The organism is Rhizobium sp. AAP116 (assembly GCF_001295785.1).
Lineage (GTDB): Bacteria > Pseudomonadota > Alphaproteobacteria > Rhizobiales > Rhizobiaceae > Allorhizobium.
Genome location: NZ_LJIB01000026.1, coordinates 37,827 through 58,874, shown reverse-complemented (window position 1 = coordinate 58,874; position 21,048 = coordinate 37,827). Strand labels below are relative to the sequence as shown.

The 21,048-nt window shown below is 61.8% G+C and carries 20 protein-coding genes; 16 read left to right on the top strand and 4 right to left on the bottom strand.

All coding sequences use genetic code 11. The features are described 5' to 3' along the window. The first annotated feature begins 42 nt into the window (after positions 1-42). The 3 genes from purF to IP85_RS15000 all read left to right on the top strand — a co-directional run bounded on the left by purF (position 43) and on the right by IP85_RS15000 (position 3,321). Complete coding sequence (gene purF, locus IP85_RS15010; RefSeq protein ID WP_054150707.1) at positions 43-1,533, top strand: amidophosphoribosyltransferase; 1,491 nt, start codon at positions 43-45, stop codon at positions 1,531-1,533. Between the two features lie 121 nt (positions 1,534-1,654). After that, complete coding sequence (locus IP85_RS15005; RefSeq protein ID WP_054150492.1) at positions 1,655-2,395, top strand: SDR family NAD(P)-dependent oxidoreductase; 741 nt, start codon at positions 1,655-1,657, stop codon at positions 2,393-2,395. Between the two features lie 47 nt (positions 2,396-2,442). Next, on the top strand, positions 2,443-3,321 hold the full coding sequence (locus IP85_RS15000) for a DMT family transporter (RefSeq protein WP_054150491.1): 879 nt from the start codon (positions 2,443-2,445) through the stop codon (positions 3,319-3,321). On the opposite strand, the gene IP85_RS14995 is transcribed toward IP85_RS15000, so the two are convergent. After that, entirely contained in the window at positions 3,322-4,560 is a 1,239-nt protein-coding gene (locus IP85_RS14995; RefSeq protein WP_054150490.1) for a GGDEF domain-containing protein, read from the bottom strand. It abuts the gene before it with no gap. Between the two features lie 310 nt (positions 4,561-4,870). Between IP85_RS14995 and cysS the strand changes: the two genes are divergently transcribed. The 8 genes from cysS (at position 4,871) to rarD (ending at position 11,819) form a co-directional block, all read left to right on the top strand. Further along, the gene (cysS, locus tag IP85_RS14990; protein ID WP_054150489.1) at positions 4,871-6,355 is read left to right on the top strand and encodes a cysteine--tRNA ligase; all 1,485 of its coding nucleotides are present in this window, start codon (positions 4,871-4,873) and stop codon (positions 6,353-6,355) included. A gap of 56 nt (positions 6,356-6,411) precedes the next feature. Further along, positions 6,412-6,654, top strand: coding sequence for an AbrB/MazE/SpoVT family DNA-binding domain-containing protein (locus IP85_RS14985; protein ID WP_054150488.1), 243 nt, complete (start codon positions 6,412-6,414; stop codon positions 6,652-6,654). 14 nt (positions 6,655-6,668) lie between these two features. Continuing rightward, a complete protein-coding gene (locus IP85_RS14980; protein ID WP_054150487.1) occupies positions 6,669-7,067 on the top strand; it encodes a type II toxin-antitoxin system VapC family toxin in 399 nt (132 codons plus the stop codon). Between the two features lie 126 nt (positions 7,068-7,193). Further along, a complete protein-coding gene (locus IP85_RS14975) occupies positions 7,194-7,661 on the top strand; it encodes a GFA family protein (RefSeq protein WP_054150486.1) in 468 nt (155 codons plus the stop codon). After that, complete coding sequence (locus IP85_RS14970; RefSeq protein ID WP_054150485.1) at positions 7,658-8,146, top strand: GFA family protein; 489 nt, start codon at positions 7,658-7,660, stop codon at positions 8,144-8,146. Before IP85_RS14975 ends, IP85_RS14970 begins: the two co-directional genes overlap by 4 nt. Before the next feature lies 1 nt (position 8,147). Then, the gene (gene pip, locus IP85_RS14965) at positions 8,148-9,107 is read left to right on the top strand and encodes a prolyl aminopeptidase (RefSeq protein WP_054150484.1); all 960 of its coding nucleotides are present in this window, start codon (positions 8,148-8,150) and stop codon (positions 9,105-9,107) included. A gap of 81 nt (positions 9,108-9,188) precedes the next feature. Continuing rightward, positions 9,189-10,805: a citramalate synthase gene (gene cimA / locus IP85_RS14960; protein ID WP_054150483.1), complete on the top strand. Its 1,617-nt coding sequence runs from the start codon at positions 9,189-9,191 to the stop codon at positions 10,803-10,805. A gap of 117 nt (positions 10,806-10,922) precedes the next feature. Beyond that, positions 10,923-11,819: an EamA family transporter RarD gene (gene rarD / locus IP85_RS14955; protein WP_054150482.1), complete on the top strand. Its 897-nt coding sequence runs from the start codon at positions 10,923-10,925 to the stop codon at positions 11,817-11,819. A gap of 13 nt (positions 11,820-11,832) precedes the next feature. On the opposite strand, the gene IP85_RS14950 is transcribed toward rarD, so the two are convergent. Continuing rightward, the gene (locus IP85_RS14950; RefSeq protein ID WP_054150706.1) at positions 11,833-12,453 is read right to left on the bottom strand and encodes a TIGR00730 family Rossman fold protein; all 621 of its coding nucleotides are present in this window, start codon (positions 12,451-12,453) and stop codon (positions 11,833-11,835) included. A gap of 157 nt (positions 12,454-12,610) precedes the next feature. Here IP85_RS14950 and IP85_RS14945 point away from each other — a divergent pair, with 157 nt between their 5' ends. Both IP85_RS14945 and IP85_RS14940 read left to right on the top strand, forming a co-directional pair. After that, entirely contained in the window at positions 12,611-14,713 is a 2,103-nt protein-coding gene (locus IP85_RS14945; RefSeq protein WP_054150481.1) for an Ig-like domain-containing protein, read from the top strand. A 114-nt stretch (positions 14,714-14,827) separates the two neighbouring features. Then, on the top strand, positions 14,828-16,717 hold the full coding sequence (locus IP85_RS14940) for an ABC transporter ATP-binding protein/permease (RefSeq protein ID WP_054150480.1): 1,890 nt from the start codon (positions 14,828-14,830) through the stop codon (positions 16,715-16,717). A 26-nt stretch (positions 16,718-16,743) separates the two neighbouring features. On the opposite strand, the gene IP85_RS14935 is transcribed toward IP85_RS14940, so the two are convergent. Then, on the bottom strand, positions 16,744-18,027 hold the full coding sequence (locus IP85_RS14935; protein WP_054150479.1) for a GGDEF domain-containing protein: 1,284 nt from the start codon (positions 18,025-18,027) through the stop codon (positions 16,744-16,746). 194 nt (positions 18,028-18,221) lie between these two features. On the opposite strand from IP85_RS14935, the gene IP85_RS14930 reads away from it, so the two are divergent. From IP85_RS14930 to IP85_RS22430, 3 genes are all read left to right on the top strand, one after another. After that, positions 18,222-18,974 carry a phosphatidylserine decarboxylase gene (locus IP85_RS14930; RefSeq protein WP_280949607.1) on the top strand — a complete coding sequence of 251 codons (753 nt, stop codon included), beginning with the start codon at positions 18,222-18,224 and terminating at the stop codon, positions 18,972-18,974. 10 nt (positions 18,975-18,984) lie between these two features. Beyond that, entirely contained in the window at positions 18,985-19,845 is an 861-nt protein-coding gene (gene pssA, locus IP85_RS14925; protein WP_054150477.1) for a CDP-diacylglycerol--serine O-phosphatidyltransferase, read from the top strand. Between the two features lie 194 nt (positions 19,846-20,039). Beyond that, positions 20,040-20,177, top strand: coding sequence for a hypothetical protein (locus IP85_RS22430; RefSeq protein ID WP_171901533.1), 138 nt, complete (start codon positions 20,040-20,042; stop codon positions 20,175-20,177). A 61-nt stretch (positions 20,178-20,238) separates the two neighbouring features. Here the strand turns inward: IP85_RS22430 and IP85_RS14920 are convergent, their stop codons facing one another. Then, entirely contained in the window at positions 20,239-21,003 is a 765-nt protein-coding gene (locus tag IP85_RS14920; RefSeq protein WP_054150476.1) for an SOS response-associated peptidase, read from the bottom strand. Positions 21,004-21,048 lie beyond the last annotated feature (45 nt).

Here is a 21,048-nt window from a genome sequence, read left to right as displayed (position 1 = left end):
GCGCAGCATCCCGCGTCTGTCCCCGGAGCAAAGGCCCTCGCCATGAAGCAGATCAGCCCTTCTTACGTCGTCTATGGCAGCCAGGACGACAAGTTCCACGAGGAATGCGGCGTGTTCGGCATTCTCGGTCATCCGGATGCTGCGACCCTGACAGCGCTTGGCCTGCACGCCCTGCAGCATCGCGGCCAGGAAGCAGCCGGCATCGTCTCCTTCGACGGGCGCCAGTTCTATACCGAAAAGCACATGGGCCTCGTCGGTGACCACTACACCAATCCGGCGACGCTCGCGAAACTGCCCGGCCCGCAGGCGATTGGCCATACCCGCTATTCGACGACAGGGGAAGTTGCGCTGCGCAACGTCCAGCCGCTGTTTGCCGAGCTCGAAGAAGGCGGCATTGCAATCGCCCATAACGGCAACTTCACCAACGGTCTGACGCTGCGCCGCCAGATCATTGCGACCGGCGCCATCTGCCAGTCGACCTCGGATACCGAAGTGGTGCTGCATCTGATCGCCCGCTCGCGCCATGCCTCGACCACCGACCGCTTCATCGATGCGATCCGCCAGATGGAAGGCGGCTATGCGATGATCGCGCTCACCCGCACCAAGCTGATCGCCGCCCGCGACCCGATCGGCATCCGTCCGCTCGTCATGGGTGAACTCGACGGCAAGCCGATCTTCTGTTCGGAGACCTGTGCGCTCGATATCATCGGCGCGAAGTTCGTGCGCGACGTGAAGAACGGCGAAGTGGTGATCTGCGAAACGCAGGCCGACGGCTCCGTGACGATCGAGTCCCGCATGCCGGCCCGTCCCCTGCCGGAACGCGTCTGCCTGTTCGAATATGTCTATTTCGCGCGGCCTGACTCGGTCGTTGCCGGCCGCAACGTCTACACCACCCGCAAGAATGCAGGCATGAACCTGGCCAAGGAAGCGCCGGTCGAAGCCGATGTCGTGGTGCCCGTGCCGGACGGTGGCACGCCGGCGGCGCTGGGATACGCACAGCAAAGCGGCATCCCCTTCGAATACGGCATCATCCGCAACCATTATGTCGGCCGTACCTTCATCGAACCCACGCAGCAGATCCGCGCTTTCGGCGTAAAGCTCAAGCATTCGGCCAACCGGGCAATGATCGAGGGCAAGCGCGTCGTGCTGGTGGATGATTCCATCGTGCGCGGCACGACCTCGCTGAAGATCGTCCAGATGATCCGCGATGCCGGCGCCAAGGAGGTGCATATCCGTGTCGCCTCCCCGATGATCTTCCATCCTGATTTCTACGGCATCGATACGCCGGATCGGGACAAGCTGCTTGCCAACCAGTATGCCGGCGACGAGGCGATGGCGAAATATATCGGCGCGGACTCGCTTGCCTTCCTGTCGATAGACGGCCTCTACACCGCTGTCGGCGGCGCTCCGCGCGATCCGGCCAACCCGCAATTCACCGACCACTATTTCACCGGCGACTATCCGACGCGCCTCGTCGACAAGGAAAGCGAGAAGCCGGGCCGCAAGGAAAGCATGCTCGCCGCCAACGGCTGAGCTCCAGAGCAAGTCCAGCAAAAGTGCGCCAGCGGTTTTGCGTCCGGACTGCGTTAAAACAAGGAGATAGAGCATGTGATCCGGCTTAAGCCGGACATGCTCTAGGGATATAGGACAGACCATGACCATCGACCTCAAGGGACGGCTTGCGCTCGTCACCGGCGCCTCGCGCGGCATCGGCTATTTCACCGCGATCGAACTCGCCAAGGCCGGCGCGCATGTGATCGCCTGCGCCCGCACCGTGGGTGGCCTGGAAGAGCTGGATGACGCCATCAAGGCCGTCGGCGGGTCTGCGACGTTGGTCCCCTTCGACCTGTCGGACATGGCCGCCATCGACCAGCTCGGCGGGCATATCTTCGAGCGCTGGGGCAAGCTCGACATCGCAGTCCTCAATGCCGGTGTGCTCGGTGTCATCTCGCCGATCGGCCATGTCGAGGCAAAGGTTTTCGACAAGGTCATGACGATCAACGTCACCGCCACCTGGCGCCTCATCCGCTCGCTGGAGCCGCTTCTCGTCAAGTCCGACCAGGGTCGTGCTCTGATCCTGTCTTCGGGTGCGGCCCACAAGTGCCGTCCGTTCTGGGGCCCCTACTCCGCCTCCAAGGCCGCCGTCGAGGCGCTCGCCCGCACCTGGGCGGCCGAGACCCAGCGCCTGCCTCTGCGCGTCCTCTCCGTCGATCCAGGTGCTACCCGCACCGCCATGCGCGCCCAGGCCATGCCGGGTGAAGATCCAGCCACTCTGCCGCATCCGTCAGAAGTTGCCGCCAAGCTCCTGCCGCTCGTCGGCCCGGACCAGACGGAAACGGGCAAGCTGTTCATCGTTCGCGAAGGCAAGATGGTCGATTACCGGATGCCGGAGTAAGGAAGGACCACCACCCTAGCGGCGGCCGTCCCGTAGCAGGATCACCCATGTCGCCCAGAGATTTTGCCGCTTATGCCTATCTGTCCCTGGCCTGGGGACTGTCGTTCCTGCTGCTCTTGCATGTCGTCGATGCGTTCGGCTGGATCGGCGCGGTGACGTTTCGCTGCTTCATCGCAGGCGCCCTGCTTTACGTGATTGCAAGGGCTATGCGACGCCGGCTTGACTTCGGCGCCGGCTGGCTTCCTTTCGCGGTCGTAGGCGCCACGACCGTGGCCGGGCAGCTGGTGGGACTTTCCTATGCGACGCCGCTGATCGGCACGGCGATGGCCGCAATCTTCGTCGCGTCCATCCCGCTTTTTTCCATGGTCATCGCGCAGCTCTGGGGGTTGGAGCGGATCACGCCTGCGCGTGTGCTTGGACTTGCGCTTGGAACGATCGGCATCATCATGCTGGTAGGCTTCCCGGCCGAGCCGGTCACTGGCGCCTTCCTGCTCGGCTGTGCCGCCATGGTCGGCTCAACCTTCTCGGCCGCCTTCGGCAGCAATTATGCGAGCCGGCATCTTTCCGGCACCGGCCCCTGGGAGGTGACGATCGGCTCCTTCATCGCCGGCGGTATCCTGACGCTGCCGCTTCTGTGGTTCGTGCCTGTTCCCGGAACACCTGTAGCGATCGACTACCTCTATCTCGTGGCACTGGCAGCCCTGATGAGTGCGCTGACCTATGTGCTCTATTTCGGTCTGGTCAAAAGCATCGGCGCGACCGCCGCGATCAGCGTCGAATTCGTCGTGACCGTCGTTGCCGTGCTGGTCGGGGCTCTCGTACTCGACGAACCGCTGACGGTGATGCAGCTGGCGGGTGGTGCCGTCATCATCGTCGGATGTGCTCTGGTTCTGGGCCTTGTCCGCCCGGTGCGAGCAGCTACCTGATCACTTGCCTCGCCGACGGATGCGAGGAGCCGAGCGACGCGGTTCACCCGCGACCAGGGCGAGCGTTGCTGCCGTTTGCTCCAAAAGGACTGCGGGTTCACAGAGACGAACGCAGTTTCGTCCATCCGCCTTGGCCCGGTAGAGAGCGGCATCGGCGCTGGCCAGGAGCATATCGAGATCCGCACCGCTCGCACTGGCTTCGGCAACACCGATGCTGACGGTAACCTGCAGGGGTGAGAGCGGCGACATCGCCATGCCCGCGACTGTAAGGCGCAACTCTTCGGCCAGGGCGAGCGCCTGTTGCACGCCAATACGCGGCAAGAGACAGGCGAATTCTTCGCCACCCAGACGGGCAAAGAGGCAGCCCTTGGGCATCCGCTGTTCGATGGCACTTGAAAAGGCAATCAGGACCTGATCGCCGGCGGCATGGCCATGGGTATCGTTGACGGTCTTGAAGTGATCGATGTCTAGCAACAGCACACTCGTGCCGCCCTCCTGGCTGAGAGCGGCCTTGGCTTCCGTGACGAAGGTGCGCCGGTTGGCGAGATTGGTCAGGGGATCGCGCTCGGATGCCAGTCGATAACGGAGTTCGTCGCGCTCCTTCGCCAGCATCAGCAGAGCGACGAGCGTCAGCACGATCATCATGGAGTTGGCCAGCACGACATAGGCAAACCAGGGTGCCGTCGTGCCATCGGCCGCATAGGCCGGGCCCACGAGAAGAGAGAGCGGCACCGGCACCAGCCAAATCGCGCCTCGAATGAGATTTGCCACCGCTGCAATCGACCTGGACGGCAACGGCTCTCGCTTTGCCTTGTGCAAGATATCTCGCGCCGTAAGGAAGCAGTAGCCGGCAATCAGGGCGCCGAGAATAGTGGTTCTCAGCCCTATCGATTGATAGACGACAGGCATCAGCCAGAGCGCCGTCCAGACAATCAGCCCGATGGAGGCCTTTGTTAGAGAGGCCTTGCCGCCCTCGAACACAACGACCGCCTGCCAGTATAGGCCGACGGCGAAGACTCCGAGCCCGAGACCGACGCCCGACGACAAGAACAGCGGCAACGAACTACGCGCCGAATGCAGAAACATGGCCGTGCAGCCAGCGAGCCCCGCCGCAACGAGGAGAGGCAGGATCCGGCTGTCCCGGTTTCGCAGCCACATATAAATCGTCACGACCGTCGATATCAGTGTGATCAGCGCGTGGACGATCATCACTGTTGGCAGATGCAGGCTGTGGTCCATACCGAAGATCATCTCCGAGGGCGGGGGAATACCACGCTAGAATTGGGGTAGTAATCTTGAAAAAGACTTAAGCCGAGGAGCAGGTATCCACAGTGACGGACACGGACATGCCGCTTTTCGGGACGCCGCAAGCGCCCTTGACCAAAATCACGACCCGCGCCATAACACCCAGCATGAAAACGAGCCTCTGCACCATTTGCGGGATCATTATTCGCTAGCGCATTCGCTGGCCTGGCCGTTTTCGTCTCCTGCATAGCCCCAGATGACAAACGACCCGGTCCAGCCGGGTCAATCATTCTGGGAGTTTCACATGGCCGGCGGCCTCAAGCTTTACAACACGCTCACACGCGAGAAGGTCGACTTCGAGCCGATCGATCCCGACAATGTGCGCATGTATGTCTGCGGCCCGACGGTCTACGACTTTGCCCATATCGGCAATGCGCGCCCCGTGATCGTCTTCGACGTGCTCTACCGGCTGCTCCGCCACACCTATGGCGCCGATAAGGTCACCTATGTCCGCAACATCACCGACGTCGACGACAAGATCAACGCGCGGGCATTGCGCGATTTCGGCGACCGTATCGCCGACGGTTCGATGAGCCTCAATGAGGCCATCCGCGCCGTCACCGGCAAGACGGAGAGCCAATTCCACGAGGACGTGGCCTCGCTCGGTTGCCTCAAGCCGACCGTCGAGCCACGCGCCACCGACAACATTCCGCAGATGATCACGATCATCCAGCGGCTGCTCGACATGGGCCACGCCTATGTCGCCAGCGGTTCGGAAGGCCATGAAGTGCTGTTTTCGACAGCTTCCATGGCCGATTACGGCATGCTGTCAAAGCGCAAGCTCGAAGACCAGCAGGCAGGCGCCCGCGTCGCGGTCGAAAGCCACAAGATGAACCCGGCCGATTTCGTTTTGTGGAAGCAGTCCGCTGACACAGAGCCAGGCTGGCCGGCGAGCTTCACCTTCGAGAAGATCACCACGCCGATCTATGGGCGTCCCGGCTGGCATATCGAATGCTCCGCCATGTCCGACCGCTATCTCTGGGAAGAGATCAAGGATCGCCTGTCCCCCAAGGCGAAAGCCAAGCCGCACCAGTTCGACATCCATGGCGGCGGACTGGACCTGATCTTCCCGCACCACGAAAACGAGATCGCCCAGTCCTGCTGCGCCTTCGACAACGACCTGATGGCGACCGTGTGGATGCATAACGGCTTCCTGCAGGTCGAAGGCCGGAAGATGTCGAAGTCGGAGGGTAATTTCGTCACGATCAACGAGTTGCTGGCGACGGAGAAATTCGGCGGTCGCCAGTGGCCGGGCGAGGTGCTGCGGCTGGCGATGCTGATGACGCATTACCGCGAGCCGATCGATTTTTCGGTGAAGCGGCTTGAGGAGGCGGAACGCCTGCTGGCGAAGTGGCCGGCGGGTGATGCCGGGGATACCGCCCCGGATGCATCGGTTATTGAGGCCCTTTCGGACGACCTGAATACGGTTGCTGCCGTTCAGGCGATTCATGCACTCGCGCAGGCAGCGAATGCGGATCCGTCGAAGCTGCCGTTGTTCGCGGCTTCCGCCGCCTTGCTCAGTGTTGCGCCGAAGAAGGCAGAAGTCAGCGACGACCTCTCCGCCGCCGTCCAGGCCCTCGTCGACCTCAGGCTCGAAATGCTGAAGGCGAAGAACTTTGCCGAGGCCGACCGCATCCGCGACGAGCTTGGCGAAAAGGGCATTCAGCTCAAGGACGGCAAGGACAAGGATACCGGCGAGCGGGTAACGACCTGGGAGGTCAAGCGGTAGTTGCTTGGGGGAAACCGTTGGCATATGCTTGGCATATGCCAACTCAGGAGATGCGAATGGAACTGGAAAGACATGTCCGGATCTTCAAGAACGGTCGCAACCGCGCCGTTCGCATTCCCGTGGAGTTCGACTTCCCCGGTGACGAGGCGATCATGCGCAAGGAGGGTGACAAGATCACCCTAGAACCCGTCCAGGCAAAGAAGGAAAGCATGATCGAATGGCTGCGCCGCCAGGAGCCAATCGAAGAGGACTTCGACTTCGACCTTCGTGAACCGCCAACGCGGGACGTCGAGCTGTGAATACGCCTCGCTACATGCTCGACACGAATATTGTTTCGGACGTGATCCGCAACCCGCATGGATCCGCCGCCACGATGATCGAGAGCGTCGGCGACGCGCAGGTGGCGATCAGTTCGATCGTTGCGTCCGAACTGCGTTTCGGCATTCTGAAACGCAACTCCGAGCGCCTGACGTTCCTGGTCGAAAACCTTCTCGATCGGGTTTCGATCCTGCCCTACGAAGACAAGGAAGCTTCCCATTTTGCCGAGATCCGGCTGGAACTTGAACGCAAAGGCACGCCGATCGGAACGACGGATCTCTTCATTGCCGCGCATGCACGGTCACTCGATGTGACGCTGGTGACCGCAAACATGCGAGAGTTCGAACGCGTGCCCGGCCTCAAGGTCGAGAATTGGGTATTGGCGAAACCATGACCCAGCCCAACCCCAACACAAAGATGCCGAAATGGCTGCTTTACGGGCTGATCGCCAAGGGCGTGCTGATTGCCGTTGTCATCATCGGCGTAACTATTTTCATGACGATACGATGAGGACGAATAGATGAGCGAGATCCATACCGGCGGCTGTCAATGCGGCGCGATCCGGTTCCAGGCGTCGAAGCTGGGCCGGCCGTCGATCTGCCATTGCCGCATGTGCCAGAAGCAGTTCGGCTCCTTCTTCGGCGCCTTCGTCACGGCGGATCAGGCGCATCTGACCTGGACGCGCGGGCAGCCGATGCTCTATCGCTCGTCCGCCAAGGTGAAGCGCGGCTTCTGCGGCAAATGCGGCACGCCGCTCACCTATCAGCATCCCGAGGGGGTGGAACTCGCCATCGGCGCCTTCGACCATCCGGAGCATTTCGAGCCGCAGATCCAGGTGAACCATCACCAGCGGCTGCCCTGGATCGACCATCTCTTCGAAAAGCCCGCATATTCCAGCCCAGAGATGGAGGCCTTTTTCGCCTCGATCGAGAGCTTCCAGCATCCCGACCATGACACGGCTGAGTGGCCGCCGGAGGATGATCAATGACCCGTCAGGTGCATTCCGGCGGCTGCCAATGCGGCGCGATCCGCTACAAGATCGCGGGCGAGCTCGGCTATCCGCATATCTGTCACTGCCGCATGTGCCAGAAGGCGAGCGGCAACTTTTTCATGGCGCTGGCCGGCTCGCGCCAGGAAGATTTTTTGCTGATGCGCGGCGAGCCAAGCTGGTTCCAGTCGTCTGATCCTTGCGGGCGCGGCTTCTGCAAGGATTGCGGTACGCCGCTCTTCTTCCGCACCAAGGGCTCGCCCTATATCAGCGTGACGATCGGCAGTCTCGATAAGCCGGAGCTAGCCCAACCCATTTCGCAGGATGGGGTCGAAAGCCGAGTGCCGTACTTCGACAGACTTTTCGGACTGCCGGAAAAGCAGACCGACCGGTCGGACCTTCCGGCGGGCAATGCCGGGATCGCCGCCACCTCACGGCAACATCCCGATCACGATACGGTGGCCTGGCCGCCGAAAAGGACATGACATGACGAATGAATTGCGGGGCTTTTATCCCGAGATCGAACCCTATGAGACCGGCATGCTAGATGTCGGCGACGGGCATCAGATCTATTGGGAGCGTTTCGGCACCAAAGGTGCCAAGCCTGCCGTCTTCCTGCATGGCGGCCCGGGCGGTGCGACCAGCCCGTCGCATCGCCGCCTCTTCGATCCCGCGCTTTATGATGTGATCCTCTTTGACCAGCGCGGCTGCGGCAAGTCCACGCCGCATGCCTCGATCGAGGCCAATACGACCTGGCACCTGGTCGCCGATATCGAGCGGCTGCGTCAGATGATCGGCGCTGAAAAGTGGCTCGTCTTCGGCGGTTCCTGGGGTTCGACGCTGGCGCTTGCCTATGCCGAAACCCATCCGGAGCGCGTGTCCGAACTCGTGCTGCGCGGCATCTACACGCTGACCAAGGCCGAGCTCGACTGGTACTACCAGTTCGGCGTCTCCGAGATGTTCCCCGACAAGTGGGAGCGTTTTTGCGCGCCGATCCCGGAAAATGAGCGTCGCGAGATGATGGCGGCCTATCGTCGCCGGCTGACCGGTACCGACCGCGAGGAGCAATTGCGCTGCGCGATGGCCTGGAGCTCCTGGGAAGGCGAGACGATCACGCTTCTGCCGAACCCTGATTATTCCGGCCATTTCTACGACGCGGACTTCGCACTCGCCTTCGCGCGCATCGAAAACCACTTCTTCGTCCATGCCGGTTGGCTGGAGGAGGGTCAGCTCTTGCGCGATGCCTACAAGCTGAAGGACATTCCCGGCGTGATCATCCACGGCCGCTACGACATGCCCTGCCCGGCGAAATATGCGTGGGCTCTGCACAAGGCCTGGCCGAAGGCGGATTTCCACCTGATCGAGGGGGCAGGTCATGCCTATCTGGAGCCTGGCATTCTCGACCAACTGATCCGGGCGACGGATCGGTTTGCGGGGAAGAACTGAAGTAAAGATTGCCCTCACCCTACCCTCTCTCCGCAAGCGGGGAGAGGAAGTGAGATCACCGAATTGCCTGAGGACAACAGCATGACGCTTGAAAAGATCACTCTGTTCGACACGACGCTCCGCGACGGCCAGCAGACGCCGGGGATCGATTTTTCCGTCGAGGACAAGATCGCGATCGCGGCCATGCTGGACGAGTTCGGCATCGACTTCATCGAGGGCGGCTATCCCGGGGCAAACCCGACCGACACGACATTCTTTTCCAGGAAGCGCACGCACAAAGCCGGCTTCGTCGCCTTCGGCATGACCAAGCGCGCCGGCATTTCCGCCTCCAACGATCCGGGCCTCAGCCAGCTTATCCAATGCAAGGCGGATGCCGTCTGTCTGGTCGCCAAGAGCTGGGACTATCATGTGAAGGTCGCGCTTGGCTGCACCAACGAGGAGAACCTCGAGAGCATCCGCGACAGCGTGCACGCCGTGGTCGAAGCGGGCAAGCTTTCCATGGTCGATTGCGAACACTTCTTCGATGGCTACAAGGCCAATCCGGACTATGCCATCGCCTGCGCCAAAGAGGCCTATCAGGCCGGCGCCCGCTGGGTGGTGCTCTGCGACACCAATGGCGGGACACAGCCGCCGGAGATCCGCGAGATCGTCTCGGCGGTGATTGCCTCCGGCATCCCCGGTTCTTCGCTCGGCATCCACGCGCATAACGACACCGGCCAGGCAGTTGCAAATTCGCTCGCCGCCGTCGAAGCCGGCGTGCGGCAGATCCAGGGCACGCTGAACGGCATCGGCGAACGCTGCGGCAATGCCGATCTCGTCACGATCATCCCGACGCTCTGTCTCAAGGAGACCTATGCGTCGCGCTTCGAGACGTCGGTCGACAAGGAAAAGCTGGTTGGCCTGACGCGTCTGTCGCGCGCCTTCGATGAGCTGCTCAACCGCTCGCCGAATCATCAGTCGCCTTACGTGGGCGGCTCGGCCTTTGCCACCAAGGCCGGCATCCATGCCTCGGCGCTGCTCAAGGACCCGAAGACCTATGAGCATGTCGAGCCGGAAAGCGTCGGTAATTTCCGCAAGGTCATGGTGTCGGATCAGGGCGGCAAGGCGAACTTCCTCAACGAGCTGAAGCGTCGCGGCATCACGGTTGCCAAGGACGATCCGAAGCTCGACACGCTGATTTCCGTCGTCAAGGAACGCGAGGCCTCGGGCTATGCCTATGAGGGGGCCGATGCGAGCTTCGAGCTTCTGGCGCTGAAGACGCTCGGCACCGTGCCTAATTTCTTCGCGGTTGAAAGCTTTCGAGTCATGGTCGAGCGGCGCTTCGATAGCCACGGCAAGCTGAAGACGGTCTCTGAGGCGGTGGTCCGGGTGATCGTGGACGGCGAGACCGTCATGTCGGTCGCGGAAGGCGATGGTCCGGTCAACGCGCTCGACATCGCGCTGCGCAAGGACCTCGGCAAGTATCAGGCGGAAATTCTCGACCTCGAACTGGCGGACTACAAGGTGCGTATCCTGAACGGCGGCACCGAGGCCATCACGCGCGTTCTCATCGAGTCCACCGATGCCACCGGCGCCCGCTGGTGGACGGTCGGCGTGTCCGAAAACATCATCGACGCCTCCTTCCAGGCGCTGATGGACAGTATCGTCTACAAACTGATGAAGAACCGCGAACTGGCGGGACAGATCGCGGCGGAGTGAGATCGGCCGCGCCCAAACGATCGGTCTGCCTGAACGATGCTTCACAGAAATGAATTGGCGCCTGCAACCTTGCAGGCGTAATCCCGTTTCCAAGCATAACAAAAGTCAGGAAACACCATGGCCGACGTCTCCGCTCCTGCCGAGAACCGGGACAGCCTGAACGGCTTTCTCTTTGCGCTCTCGGCCTATCTGCTGTGGGGCTTCCTGCCGCTCTACATGAAGGCGCTCGCGCATATCTCACCCGCGGAGGTGATCGCGCATCGCATCCTCTGGTCGATCCCGGTCGCCGGCCTCCTCCTGATCATCCTCAAGCGCACCGACGAGTTGAAGAAGGCGATGCGCAATCCGCGCATGCTCGGCATGGCCGCCGTGACGGCGACGCTGATCAGCGTCAACTGGGGCATCTATGTCTGGGCGATCGGGGCCGGCCATGCGCTGGATACGGCGCTCGGCTATTTCATCAACCCGCTTTTCTCGATCCTGATGGGCGCGGTAATCTTGAAGGAAAAGCTGAAGCGCACGCAGATTGCGGCCTTGGCACTCGTCGTGCTCGCCGTCGTGATCCTCACGGTCGAAGCGGGCCGGCTGCCGATCGTCGCGCTGGCGCTCACATTCTCCTGGGGCTTCTATGCCTTCTTCCGCAAGACGCTGCCGATCGGGCCGAACCAGGGCTTCCTGCTGGAAGTGCTGCTGCTGTCGCCGATCGCGCTCGGCTATCTCGTCTATCTCAACCTTGAGGGCGGCGGACATTTCCTGATGGGCAACACGACCGATACGGTCCTGCTCGCCTCGGCGGGGCTGGTGACGGCAGTGCCGCTGATCCTTTATGCCAACGGCGCCAAGCTGTTGCGCCTCTCGACCATCGGAATCATGCAGTATATCGCGCCATCGATGATCTTCATCACCGCCGTATTCGTCTTCAACGAACCCTTCAGCGCCGCCAAGGCCGTCGCCTTCCCGCTGATCTGGGCAGCTCTCGTGATCTATACGCTGCCGATGCTTCGGCAGCGCTGATCAGTACTCAAGTTCAGAGCTTGGAAATCGTTTCCGGGTCGCCTTCAGGCGCCTCGGTCTCGGCCCAGCGCGTTTCGATCGCCGGCACGATATCCTCGATCCGGTCGATGACCAGCGGCCGCACGAGATGGGCCGTGTGGATGAAGCCGGAGGCCGACATGTGGTCGATCAACTCCAGCATGGGCTTCCAGAAGTCGTTCACATTGGCAAAGACCATCGGCTTGGCATGACGGCCGAGCTGGCCCCAGGTCATGATCTCGACGATCTCCTCCAGGGTGCCGATACCGCCCGGGAGAGTCACGAAAGCGTCAGAGCGTTCGAACATGGCATGCTTGCGCTCATGCATATCCTTGGTGATGATCAATTCGTTCAGCTGGCCGAGCGAATGCCGCGTCGCTTCCATGTCGACGAGAAATTCGGGTATGATGCCGGTGACATGACCGCCGGCCGAGAGCACGCCCGAGGCAACTGCCCCCATGATGCCCTTGGTGCCGCCGCCATAGACGAGGCGGAGGTTGTTTTCGGCCAGCGCGCGGCCGAAGTTTCGGCCGGCCTCCATGAAGGCGGGATCGCGTCCGGGCTGGGAGCCACAATAGACGCAGACGGATCGAATCGGGGTTTTCTGTTCGCTCATGCGAAGCAAAAAACAGTCTGCGCTGACCAAGGTCAACAAAATTGGCTGAAAACCCTTGTCCAGCCGGGTGGATTGATCCATCGCCGCTTGTCGATTCATCAGGTTGACGCTAGCAATTCCAAGGGAATGGCGGCTGTTCCGCCGGGAGACTTGAGAAATGAAGAACCGTGCCCTCTGGGTGGTCCTGATCGTCCTTGCCATCGTCAGCCTGCTGATGGTCTTCGTCATCATGCCACGGCTCAACTCACCGGTGGGAGATCTGCCGACCGTGAACGCTGCCGCTGATGCCGTGAAAGCGGCAGCGGATGAGGCCAAGGCCACCGCCGAGACTGCAGTCGCCGATGCCGCTGCGACCGCGAGCCAGAAGATGGATCGCCTGAAGGCCGAGGCAGAAAAGGCCGTCGATGGCATCTCGGCGCTGTTTGCCGATGGCCGCACGCCGGGCATCGAAGCCTATACCGCCGCCAAGACACTGGCTCAGGGTGCCCTGCAGGCTCTCTCTTCGATCGAGATCCCAGAAGGCCTCGATGCGACGATCATGGATGGGATCAAGACGGTACAGGCGGATGCTGCGCGGGCTCTGGAGATGCTTCAGCAGCTGCCGGCTGATCCGGCAAAGGCCGCCGGCCTCGTCGCCTCGATCAAGGATGCGCTGCTCGGCAAGCCGATCACCACCCCCGCTCCGGTCGCCGAGACGCTGGCGGCCGTCGCACCGCGCTTCGACGTCCTTCGCGTAGAGCCAGATGGCTCCACGGTCATTGCTGGCAATGCCGTGCCCGGCGCCACCGTCGAGATCCTCAATGGCGACCAGGTCATTTCCTCGCAGACGGTCGACGGCACCGGCGATTTCGCCGCCGTGCTTGATCAGCCGCTGCCGCCCGGCGACCACGCGCTGCAGATCCGCGCCACCGCTCCCGACGGCAAGGTCGTCACCTCGGAAGAGGTTGCGACGATTTCCGTACCCGAAGGTGGCAAGGGCGAGCTCCTGGCCATGGTGTCTAAGCCTGGCGAGGCGAGCCGGTTGATCACGCTTCCCGGTTCCGAAAATGCTGCGGCATTGGCAAGCCAGCCGGCAGCAGCAACTGATACCGCCACGCCGGCTGCAGCACCTGCCACACAGGCTGGTGGCGTCACCCTGCCCGACCTTCCTGCTGCGGCGACCGAGCTTGCCGGCTCGGCACCTGCCATGCCCGGCATGACCGACACGGCTGCAGCATCCGCATCGGAACCGGTGGCCGAAGAACCCGCCGCCCTTCCCGGCGCAACCGAGGTCCAAGTCACAGCTGTGGAGATCGAAGGCGATCGTATTTTCGTCGCCGGAAAGGCACGCGCCGGAGCCACGGTTCGCGGCTTTGCAAACAAGGCCGCCATCGGTGAGGCTGTGAGTGATGGGAATGGTAATTTCGTCATTGAAGGCGAAATGAAACTCGACGTCGGCAACCACATCATCGAGGTTGAATTGCTGGATACCGCCGGCAAGGTTGTCGTACGCGCCTCGGTGCCGTTCGAGCGTCCCGCCGGCGAGCAGGTCTCCGTCGTTGCCCAGACGGGAGCGGGCGCGGAGTCTTCGCCGACAAGCCCCGAACAGGCGGAATTCGAGCGTCTCAGGATCTCGTTGACCAAGGCTGTGACGATCCTGGAAAACCTGTTCGCCAACGGTCAGAAGCCGGCGCTGGAGCAGGCGGCAGCGGCGCGGTCTGCAACGGAAATCGGATTGCAGTCGATCATCGGCTTCCGTCCGTCTCCGAATGTTGGTCCTGAACTTGCAGCCGCCTTTAGCAGCCACGCCGCCAAGGCACGGGAGGCGCTCGCGCTCTTGCAGCCGATTCCAAACGGCAATGTGGACGCATTGGGCGCCGCCCTGCCGCAGCTCGTCGCGCTGATCCGTGATCTCCTCAACGATCCGGCACCTGCTCCTGCTGCACAAGCACCGGCCGCACAGCCGGAGGCCGGTGTTGCGTCAAGCTCGCCTGCCCCGGAAACGGCGGCGGCCTCCGGCGAGCCGAAAACCATCCAGCAGGCGCCGCTCGAACAGAGCGACAGCAGCGTCATCATCCGCCGCGGCGACACGCTCTGGCAGATTTCGCGACGGGTCTACGGTCAGGGTGTCCGCTACACCACCATCTATCTCGCCAACGAGAACCAGATCAACAATCCGGACCTGATCGAGCCCGGCCAGATCTTCATGGTGCCGCGCGATGCGCTTCCCAATGCGGAAGAAATTCATCGCAAACGTCTGCGCGGCGAGGCGGTGAACTGAGCTTTCACAGTTCCGTTATTGTATTCGCGCGAACTGGAACCTAATTGAGTGATAGCGGCGACTCCTCCGAGGGGTCGCCGCTTTTTGATCTTGATACAAGCGAGAGGGTCAGGGATGGCAGAGGCGAAGAAGAAGACGGTATCGGCCGACGACGGCAACCCTATGCAGACCCTCGTCAACCTCTGGCCCTATATGTGGCCGGCGGACCGCTTCGACCTCAAGATGCGGGTCGTGTGGGCAACCGTCTTCCTGATCATCTCGAAATTCGTGCTGATCCTCGTCCCCTATTTCTTCAAATGGGCGACCGATGCTCTCGACGGGCGGCTGGACATGGCAGGCCTGCTCCCGACTTTCCTTCTCGGGGCAGTCGCGCTCGTCATCTTCTACAATCTTACCCGTATCCTGCAGGTCGGCCTCAACCAGCTTCGCGACGCGCTGTTTGCCAGCGTCGGACAGCATGCGGTGCGCCAGCTCGCCTACAAGACTTTCGTGCATATGCATCAGCTGTCGCTGCGCTTCCACCTGGAGCGCAAGACGGGCGGGCTTTCGCGCATCATCGAGCGCGGCACGAAGGGCATCGAGACGATCGTCCGCTTCACCATTCTCAATTCGATCCCGACGTTGATCGAGTTCATCCTGACGGCCGCAATCTTCTGGTGGACCTACGGCTTCTCCTATCTCGGCGTCACCGCCTTCACCGTCTGGGCCTATATCTGGTTCACCATCCGCGCCTCCGACTGGCGCATCGGCATTCGCCGCGCGATGAACGACAGCGACACGGATGCCAACACCAAGGCGATCGACTCCCTTCTCAACTTCGAGACGGTAAAATATTTCGGCAACGAGGAGATGGAGGCCAAGCGCTTCGATGCCTCGATGGCGAAGTACGAGAAGTCCGCGACCCAGGTCTGGACCTCGCTCGGCTGGCTGAACTTCGGCCAGGGCCTGATCTTTGGCGTGGGCACCGCGATCATCATGGTGATGTCGGCGCTTGCCGTGCAGCGCGGCGAACAGACGATCGGCGACTTCGTCTTCGTCAACGCCATGCTGATGCAGCTGTCGATCCCGCTCAACTTCATCGGCTTCGTCTACCGCGAAATCCGCCAGGGTCTGACCGACATCGAACAGATGTTCGATCTCCTCCAAGTCGAAGCCGAAGTGGTGGACAGCCCCGCCGCCAAGCCGCTCGTCATTGCGCAGGGCGCCATCGCCTTCAAGGACGTGCATTTCCACTATGACCCTGAGCGACCGATCCTCAAAGGCGTCTCCTTCGAGGTCCCGGCCGGCAAGACGGTGGCCGTGGTCGGGCCGTCGGGTGCCGGCAAGTCCACCATTTCCCGCCTGCTCTATCGCTTCTACGATGTGCAGCAGGGCTCCATCACCATAGATGGACAGGACGTGAGGGACATCACGCAGAAATCGCTGCGCGCGGCCATCGGCATGGTGCCGCAGGATACCGTACTGTTCAACGATACCATCGCCTACAACATCCGCTATGGCCGACCGGGCGCTGCGGAAGATGACATCGTCCAGGCGGCAGAAATCGCGCAGATCTCGAACTTCATCAAGGACCTCCCCGATGGCTTCGACACCAAGGTCGGTGAACGCGGGCTTAAACTGTCAGGCGGCGAAAAGCAGCGTGTGGCGATTGCCCGCACGGTTCTCAAGGCGCCGCCGATCCTGATCCTCGACGAGGCAACCTCGGCGCTCGATACGACCACAGAGCACGAGATCCAGTCTGCCCTCGACATCGTTTCGAAGAACCGCACGACGCTTGTCATCGCTCACCGTCTCTCGACCGTCGTTGCCGCCGACGAGATCATCGTTCTGAAGGGCGGCGAAATTGCCGAACGTGGAAGCCATAGCGAGCTTCTGGCCCAGGACGGCCTTTATGCCTCGATGTGGAACCGTCAGCGGGAGGCGACGCAGGCAGAGGAAATGCTTCGGCAGGTGCGCGAAAGCGACGAACTCGGCGTCGTTGTCCGGCGCCCGCCAGCCGTCTGACGCGGCTGGTCAGCGACAGAGGACGATCAGTCCGCCCGGCATAGCCGATTGCGCCCGTCGCGCTTGGCCCGGTACAGTGCGAGATCGGCACGCCGCAGCGCGTGGTCGATCGTCTCCTGCAGCGGATCGAAATCGGCAAGGCCGATGCTGATGGTGCCGACCGTGCCTATGCCGGTCACTACCGCGCAGTAGCGAGCGATATCGGCCCGCATCCGCTCGAGGATGGCAGCGGCCTGAGACGCATTGTCGCCAGTGAAGAAGGCAAAGAACTCTTCCCCTCCGGCACGTGCAATCAGAACCCCCTCCTCCTCATGGGCCCGCAGGGTGTCGACAATCGAACAGAGGGTTACGTCTCCCTCGCCATGCCCCAGCTCGTCGTTGATCGACTTGAAGTGGTCGATGTCGATGACGGCCACGGCGAAGCTCCGCTCACCTTCATTCGCCGTCTCGATTGCGGAACCCGCTACCTGGAAGAACTTGCGGCGGTTGTAGGCATTGGTCAGCGGATCGCGTTCGGCAGCTGCGGTCAGGCGTGCCTCGAGTTCCTTGCGTTCTGTAATGTCGATCAGCACACCTGCAATGCCGCGCAGGCCGCCTTCGGGAGAGGCGACACAGGCCTTGTGCAGCATGATGTGACGTACGCCCGTGTCGGGAACGCAGACATCTGTCTCGAGCCTGATGGCGCCGCCCCTGCGCATCACTTCGAGATCCGATTCCCGATGTGCTTCGGCAACATCCGGCGGGAGAAAATCGGCGAGTGTGTAACCAATGACGCGGTCGCGTTCCGTGCCGACGAAATGGCTGAACGCCGTGTTGCAGCCAAGATACCGGCCGCCGACGTCTTTCAGGTATATCGGCGTCGGCAGATGGTCCAAGCCGTCCTGCCAGGCATCGAGCTTGTCCTGCAGCGCGGCGAGCGTCTTTTCATGCGTCTGCAGCAGGGTGAGGTGACGCTTGGCGCGCAAGAGGCAGCGCAGCAGCTGTGGGGTGCCCTCCTCCATGAGAAGGTCGTCCACCCCCGCGTCGAAGAGTTCCGCCTGAAACTCTGATGTCGCCGATCCGGTTACCGCGACCAGGTAAAGGCGATCGCCGCAGATCTCACGGAGCCGAACAACCTGGGCGATCAAGCTCTTGTCAGCGCAATCAAGGAAGCAAAGCGACGAGGCACGCAGTGCCTCCGGAGCCGCGATGCCAGACGGCGACAGCGACGCGATCAAAGCTGGCGGCGGCAGTCCGCGAGAGGAATGCCAGGATATCGTGGCGAGCGTTACCGTGTCCGAATCCGGTTCAATTTGCCTGGCGAGCTGCAACGGTCATCCCTTGCCCGGACGGCTCCGAAAACGGCACCGCATTCCGGATCCTGCTTAAATCCAACACCCCTTTTTTAGGGTGCAGTTATTTACAAAGTCTCGCCAGGCTCATGAGCAATTGAGCTTTTTTTTGGGCCAGGTGTGGATTGTCACATGTGCTTTAGCGCGCCTTGATTTGACCGGCGGCATTGCCCATCTGCGGCTTTCAGAGTAGTCACGGGCGACACAATTCAAAGACCGAGGACCCCATGGATCTGTTCGAAACCATCCGCAAGACGATCGTGCCCGTGCACAAGGAAGGCTATCCTTTCGTTGCCGCCTTCTTCGTTGCATCGCTGGTGCTCGGCTGGATCTGGGATCCGCTTTTCTGGATCGGCCTGATCCTCACCCTCTGGTGCGCCTACTTCTTCCGCGATCCCGAGCGCGTCACACCGCAGGACGACGATCTGGTCATCAGCCCGGCCGACGGCCGCGTTTCCTCGGTACAGATGGTCGTTCCGCCGCAGGAACTCAATCTCGGCACCGAGCCGATGCTGCGCATCACGGTGTTCATGAATGTCTTCAACTGCCATGTGAACCGGGCACCGATGCGCGGCCGGGTGACGACGATCGCCTATAAGGAAGGCCAGTTCCTGAATGCCGAACTGGACAAGGCAAGCACCGACAACGAGCGCAACGGCCTCGTCATCGACACCAAGCATGGTGCAATCGGCGTCGTTCAGATCGCCGGCCTCGTTGCCCGCCGGATCATCTGCTGGACGAACATGAACGAGCCGCTGGATGCCGGTGAACGCTTCGGCCTGATCCGCTTCGGCTCGCGACTCGATGTCTTCCTGCCGGCGGGTGCCGAGCCGCGTGTTTCGCTTGGCCAGACCGCGATTGCTGGCGAGACCGTGATTGCCGAGTTCGGCTCGACCAAGGGCCCGGTCATCAGCCGTCGCAGCTGAGGAGATATTGATGGACGATCAGACCCCCTCGACCGAATTACGCAGCAGCACCCAGACTGATACGGGTGCGCGCGGCCCGAGGCTCCGCGAAATTCCTCTCCGGCTGATCATTCCCAATCTGATCACTGTGCTCGCGATCTGCGCGGGCTTGACCGGGATCCGGCTGGCCTTCGAAAACCGCTATGAATTGGCGGTTGCCATGGTGCTGGCCGCCGCCTTTCTCGACGGCATCGACGGCCGCGTCGCGCGGATGATGAAGGCGACGTCGAAATTCGGCGCGCAGATGGATTCGCTCGCCGACATCATCAATTTCGGCGTGGCGCCTGCTCTCGTTCTCTATGTCTTCGTTCTCGACCAAGCCCGTTCGCTCGGCTGGATCGCCGCTCTGATATACGCCATCGCTGCCGGGCTTCGGCTCGCGCGCTTCAACGTGATGGATGAGCGCGAGACCAAGGCACCCTGGCAGTCGGAGTTCTTTGTCGGCGTGCCGGCACCTGCGGGTGCAGCCCTCGTGCTGCTCCCGGTCTATCTCGGCTTTCTCGGCGTGGCACCGGTCGGCATCTTCGCCTATGCCAGCACTGCCTATACCGTCGTCATCGGCTATCTCCTCGTCAGCCGCCTGCCGGTCTGGTCGGGCAAGTCGGAGACGAGCCACATCCGCCGCGATTTGGTTCTGCCGATGATTCTCGGCGTCGTGCTCTATGTGGCGCTTCTGATGAGCTTCACCTGGGAAGTGCTGGTTGTCAGCGTGCTTCTCTATCTCTGCTCGCTGCCGTTCGGCGCCCGAAACTGGCACCGTCGCTACGGCACGCTGACCATTGGCGAAGAATCAGCGGAAAAGGGGCTTTCGGAGATCGATCGGGGCGTCTGACCGGCATTTTCGTTCAAGCTTGAAGTATTTTTGAGCCCCGCCAAGCCGAAAAGCTTGCGCGGGGCTCTCCATATCTACTCTTTTTCTTCAAATTTGATTTGTGTCACAGCAACGGCCACGCTTTTGTCATGATCTCCGCAGAGAGAGCCGCAAACAAAAAACACCGGTCAGGAAACACTCCAAGGAACATGATGATGACGACTGAGAATCAAGCCGAGCAGCAGAAGCCGGCAAACGAGAATCTCGCCGCGAAGTACCGCCCAGTCGGCCTCAAGGCCGTTCTCGCTGCAGCTCTCATGCTGAAGCCCAAGGTGGCACCGAAGATCGCCTGAAGTCTTTCAGGAAGACCGCAATTCTGTGCATGGGAAGCTCGCTTGCCGTCCCGGAAATTGCCTAGAACAGGCTCATCTGCCCGTCGCCGGACTTGTCCGCGATGGGCTTTTGTTTTTTCGGCTGGAGCGCAACTGGGGTCTGGAGTTCCGGACCCACATTGGCGACCTTGTTGACGAGGTCGGACACCGGGATCGCCTCGAAATAGTCCTCCGCTGCGGGCTGCAGAAGATCTGCCACATCGCGCGGCTCACCATGGCGGCAATCGAGCCAGCGGCTGAAATCCTGCGGCTGGATCACCACAGGCATGCGATCATGGATCTCGCCGATGGCCCTGTTTGCCCCGACCGTCAGGATACAGCCAGTATCGAGCTCGGAGCCGTCCTTCGACATATAGGTTTCCATCAGCCCGCCGAAACAGACGATCCCGCCGCTCCTCGGGCGGATCCAGTAGGCCTGCAGCTTTTCGCCGCTCTCCTTTGGCGGCCGGTGCCATTCGTAGAAGCCGGAGGCTGGAACAAGAATACGCCGGTGCCGCATCGCCGCGCGAAAGGATGCCTTCTCGTTTGCCGTTTCGGAACGGGCATTGATCAGCAATGTGAATTCCTTGGGGTCCTTGACCCAGGACGGGATGAGGCCCCAGCGCACCAGCACAGCCATGCGATCCGGCCGGTTCGAACCGGGCTCCGCAGGCGGGGACGCCACCGCCACGAGGATCGGCTGCGTCGGCGCGATATTGTAGCGCGGCGGGAAGCCCTCGAGCTCCATCACGCCGAGGATCTCCGCCACTTCTTCCGGGCTCGCAGTCAGGGCAAAACGTCCGCACATGTGACGTAGATGGCAGTCCCACCCGCCAGGGTCAAGGCGTGACGC

What these genes read in the sequence shown, in the direction of transcription:
- purF (WP_054150707.1), top strand. Translation starts at nt 43, where the DNA reads ATGAAGCAGATCAGCCCTTCTTACGTCGTCTATGGCAGCCAGGACGAC.
- IP85_RS15005 (WP_054150492.1), top strand. Translation starts at nt 1,655, where the DNA reads ATGACCATCGACCTCAAGGGACGGCTTGCGCTCGTCACCGGCGCCTCG.
- IP85_RS15000 (WP_054150491.1), top strand. Translation starts at nt 2,443, where the DNA reads ATGTCGCCCAGAGATTTTGCCGCTTATGCCTATCTGTCCCTGGCCTGG.
- IP85_RS14995 (WP_054150490.1), bottom strand. Translation starts at nt 4,560, where the DNA reads ATGGACCACAGCCTGCATCTGCCAACAGTGATGATCGTCCACGCGCTG.
- cysS (WP_054150489.1), top strand. Translation starts at nt 4,871, where the DNA reads ATGGCCGGCGGCCTCAAGCTTTACAACACGCTCACACGCGAGAAGGTC.
- IP85_RS14985 (WP_054150488.1), top strand. Translation starts at nt 6,412, where the DNA reads ATGGAACTGGAAAGACATGTCCGGATCTTCAAGAACGGTCGCAACCGC.
- IP85_RS14980 (WP_054150487.1), top strand. Translation starts at nt 6,669, where the DNA reads ATGCTCGACACGAATATTGTTTCGGACGTGATCCGCAACCCGCATGGA.
- IP85_RS14975 (WP_054150486.1), top strand. Translation starts at nt 7,194, where the DNA reads ATGAGCGAGATCCATACCGGCGGCTGTCAATGCGGCGCGATCCGGTTC.
- IP85_RS14970 (WP_054150485.1), top strand. Translation starts at nt 7,658, where the DNA reads ATGACCCGTCAGGTGCATTCCGGCGGCTGCCAATGCGGCGCGATCCGC.
- pip (WP_054150484.1), top strand. Translation starts at nt 8,148, where the DNA reads ATGACGAATGAATTGCGGGGCTTTTATCCCGAGATCGAACCCTATGAG.
- cimA (WP_054150483.1), top strand. Translation starts at nt 9,189, where the DNA reads ATGACGCTTGAAAAGATCACTCTGTTCGACACGACGCTCCGCGACGGC.
- rarD (WP_054150482.1), top strand. Translation starts at nt 10,923, where the DNA reads ATGGCCGACGTCTCCGCTCCTGCCGAGAACCGGGACAGCCTGAACGGC.
- IP85_RS14950 (WP_054150706.1), bottom strand. Translation starts at nt 12,453, where the DNA reads ATGAGCGAACAGAAAACCCCGATTCGATCCGTCTGCGTCTATTGTGGC.
- IP85_RS14945 (WP_054150481.1), top strand. Translation starts at nt 12,611, where the DNA reads ATGAAGAACCGTGCCCTCTGGGTGGTCCTGATCGTCCTTGCCATCGTC.
- IP85_RS14940 (WP_054150480.1), top strand. Translation starts at nt 14,828, where the DNA reads ATGGCAGAGGCGAAGAAGAAGACGGTATCGGCCGACGACGGCAACCCT.
- pssA (WP_054150477.1), top strand. Translation starts at nt 18,985, where the DNA reads ATGGACGATCAGACCCCCTCGACCGAATTACGCAGCAGCACCCAGACT.
- IP85_RS22430 (WP_171901533.1), top strand. Translation starts at nt 20,040, where the DNA reads ATGACGACTGAGAATCAAGCCGAGCAGCAGAAGCCGGCAAACGAGAAT.
- IP85_RS14920 (WP_054150476.1), bottom strand. Translation starts at nt 21,003, where the DNA reads ATGTGCGGACGTTTTGCCCTGACTGCGAGCCCGGAAGAAGTGGCGGAG.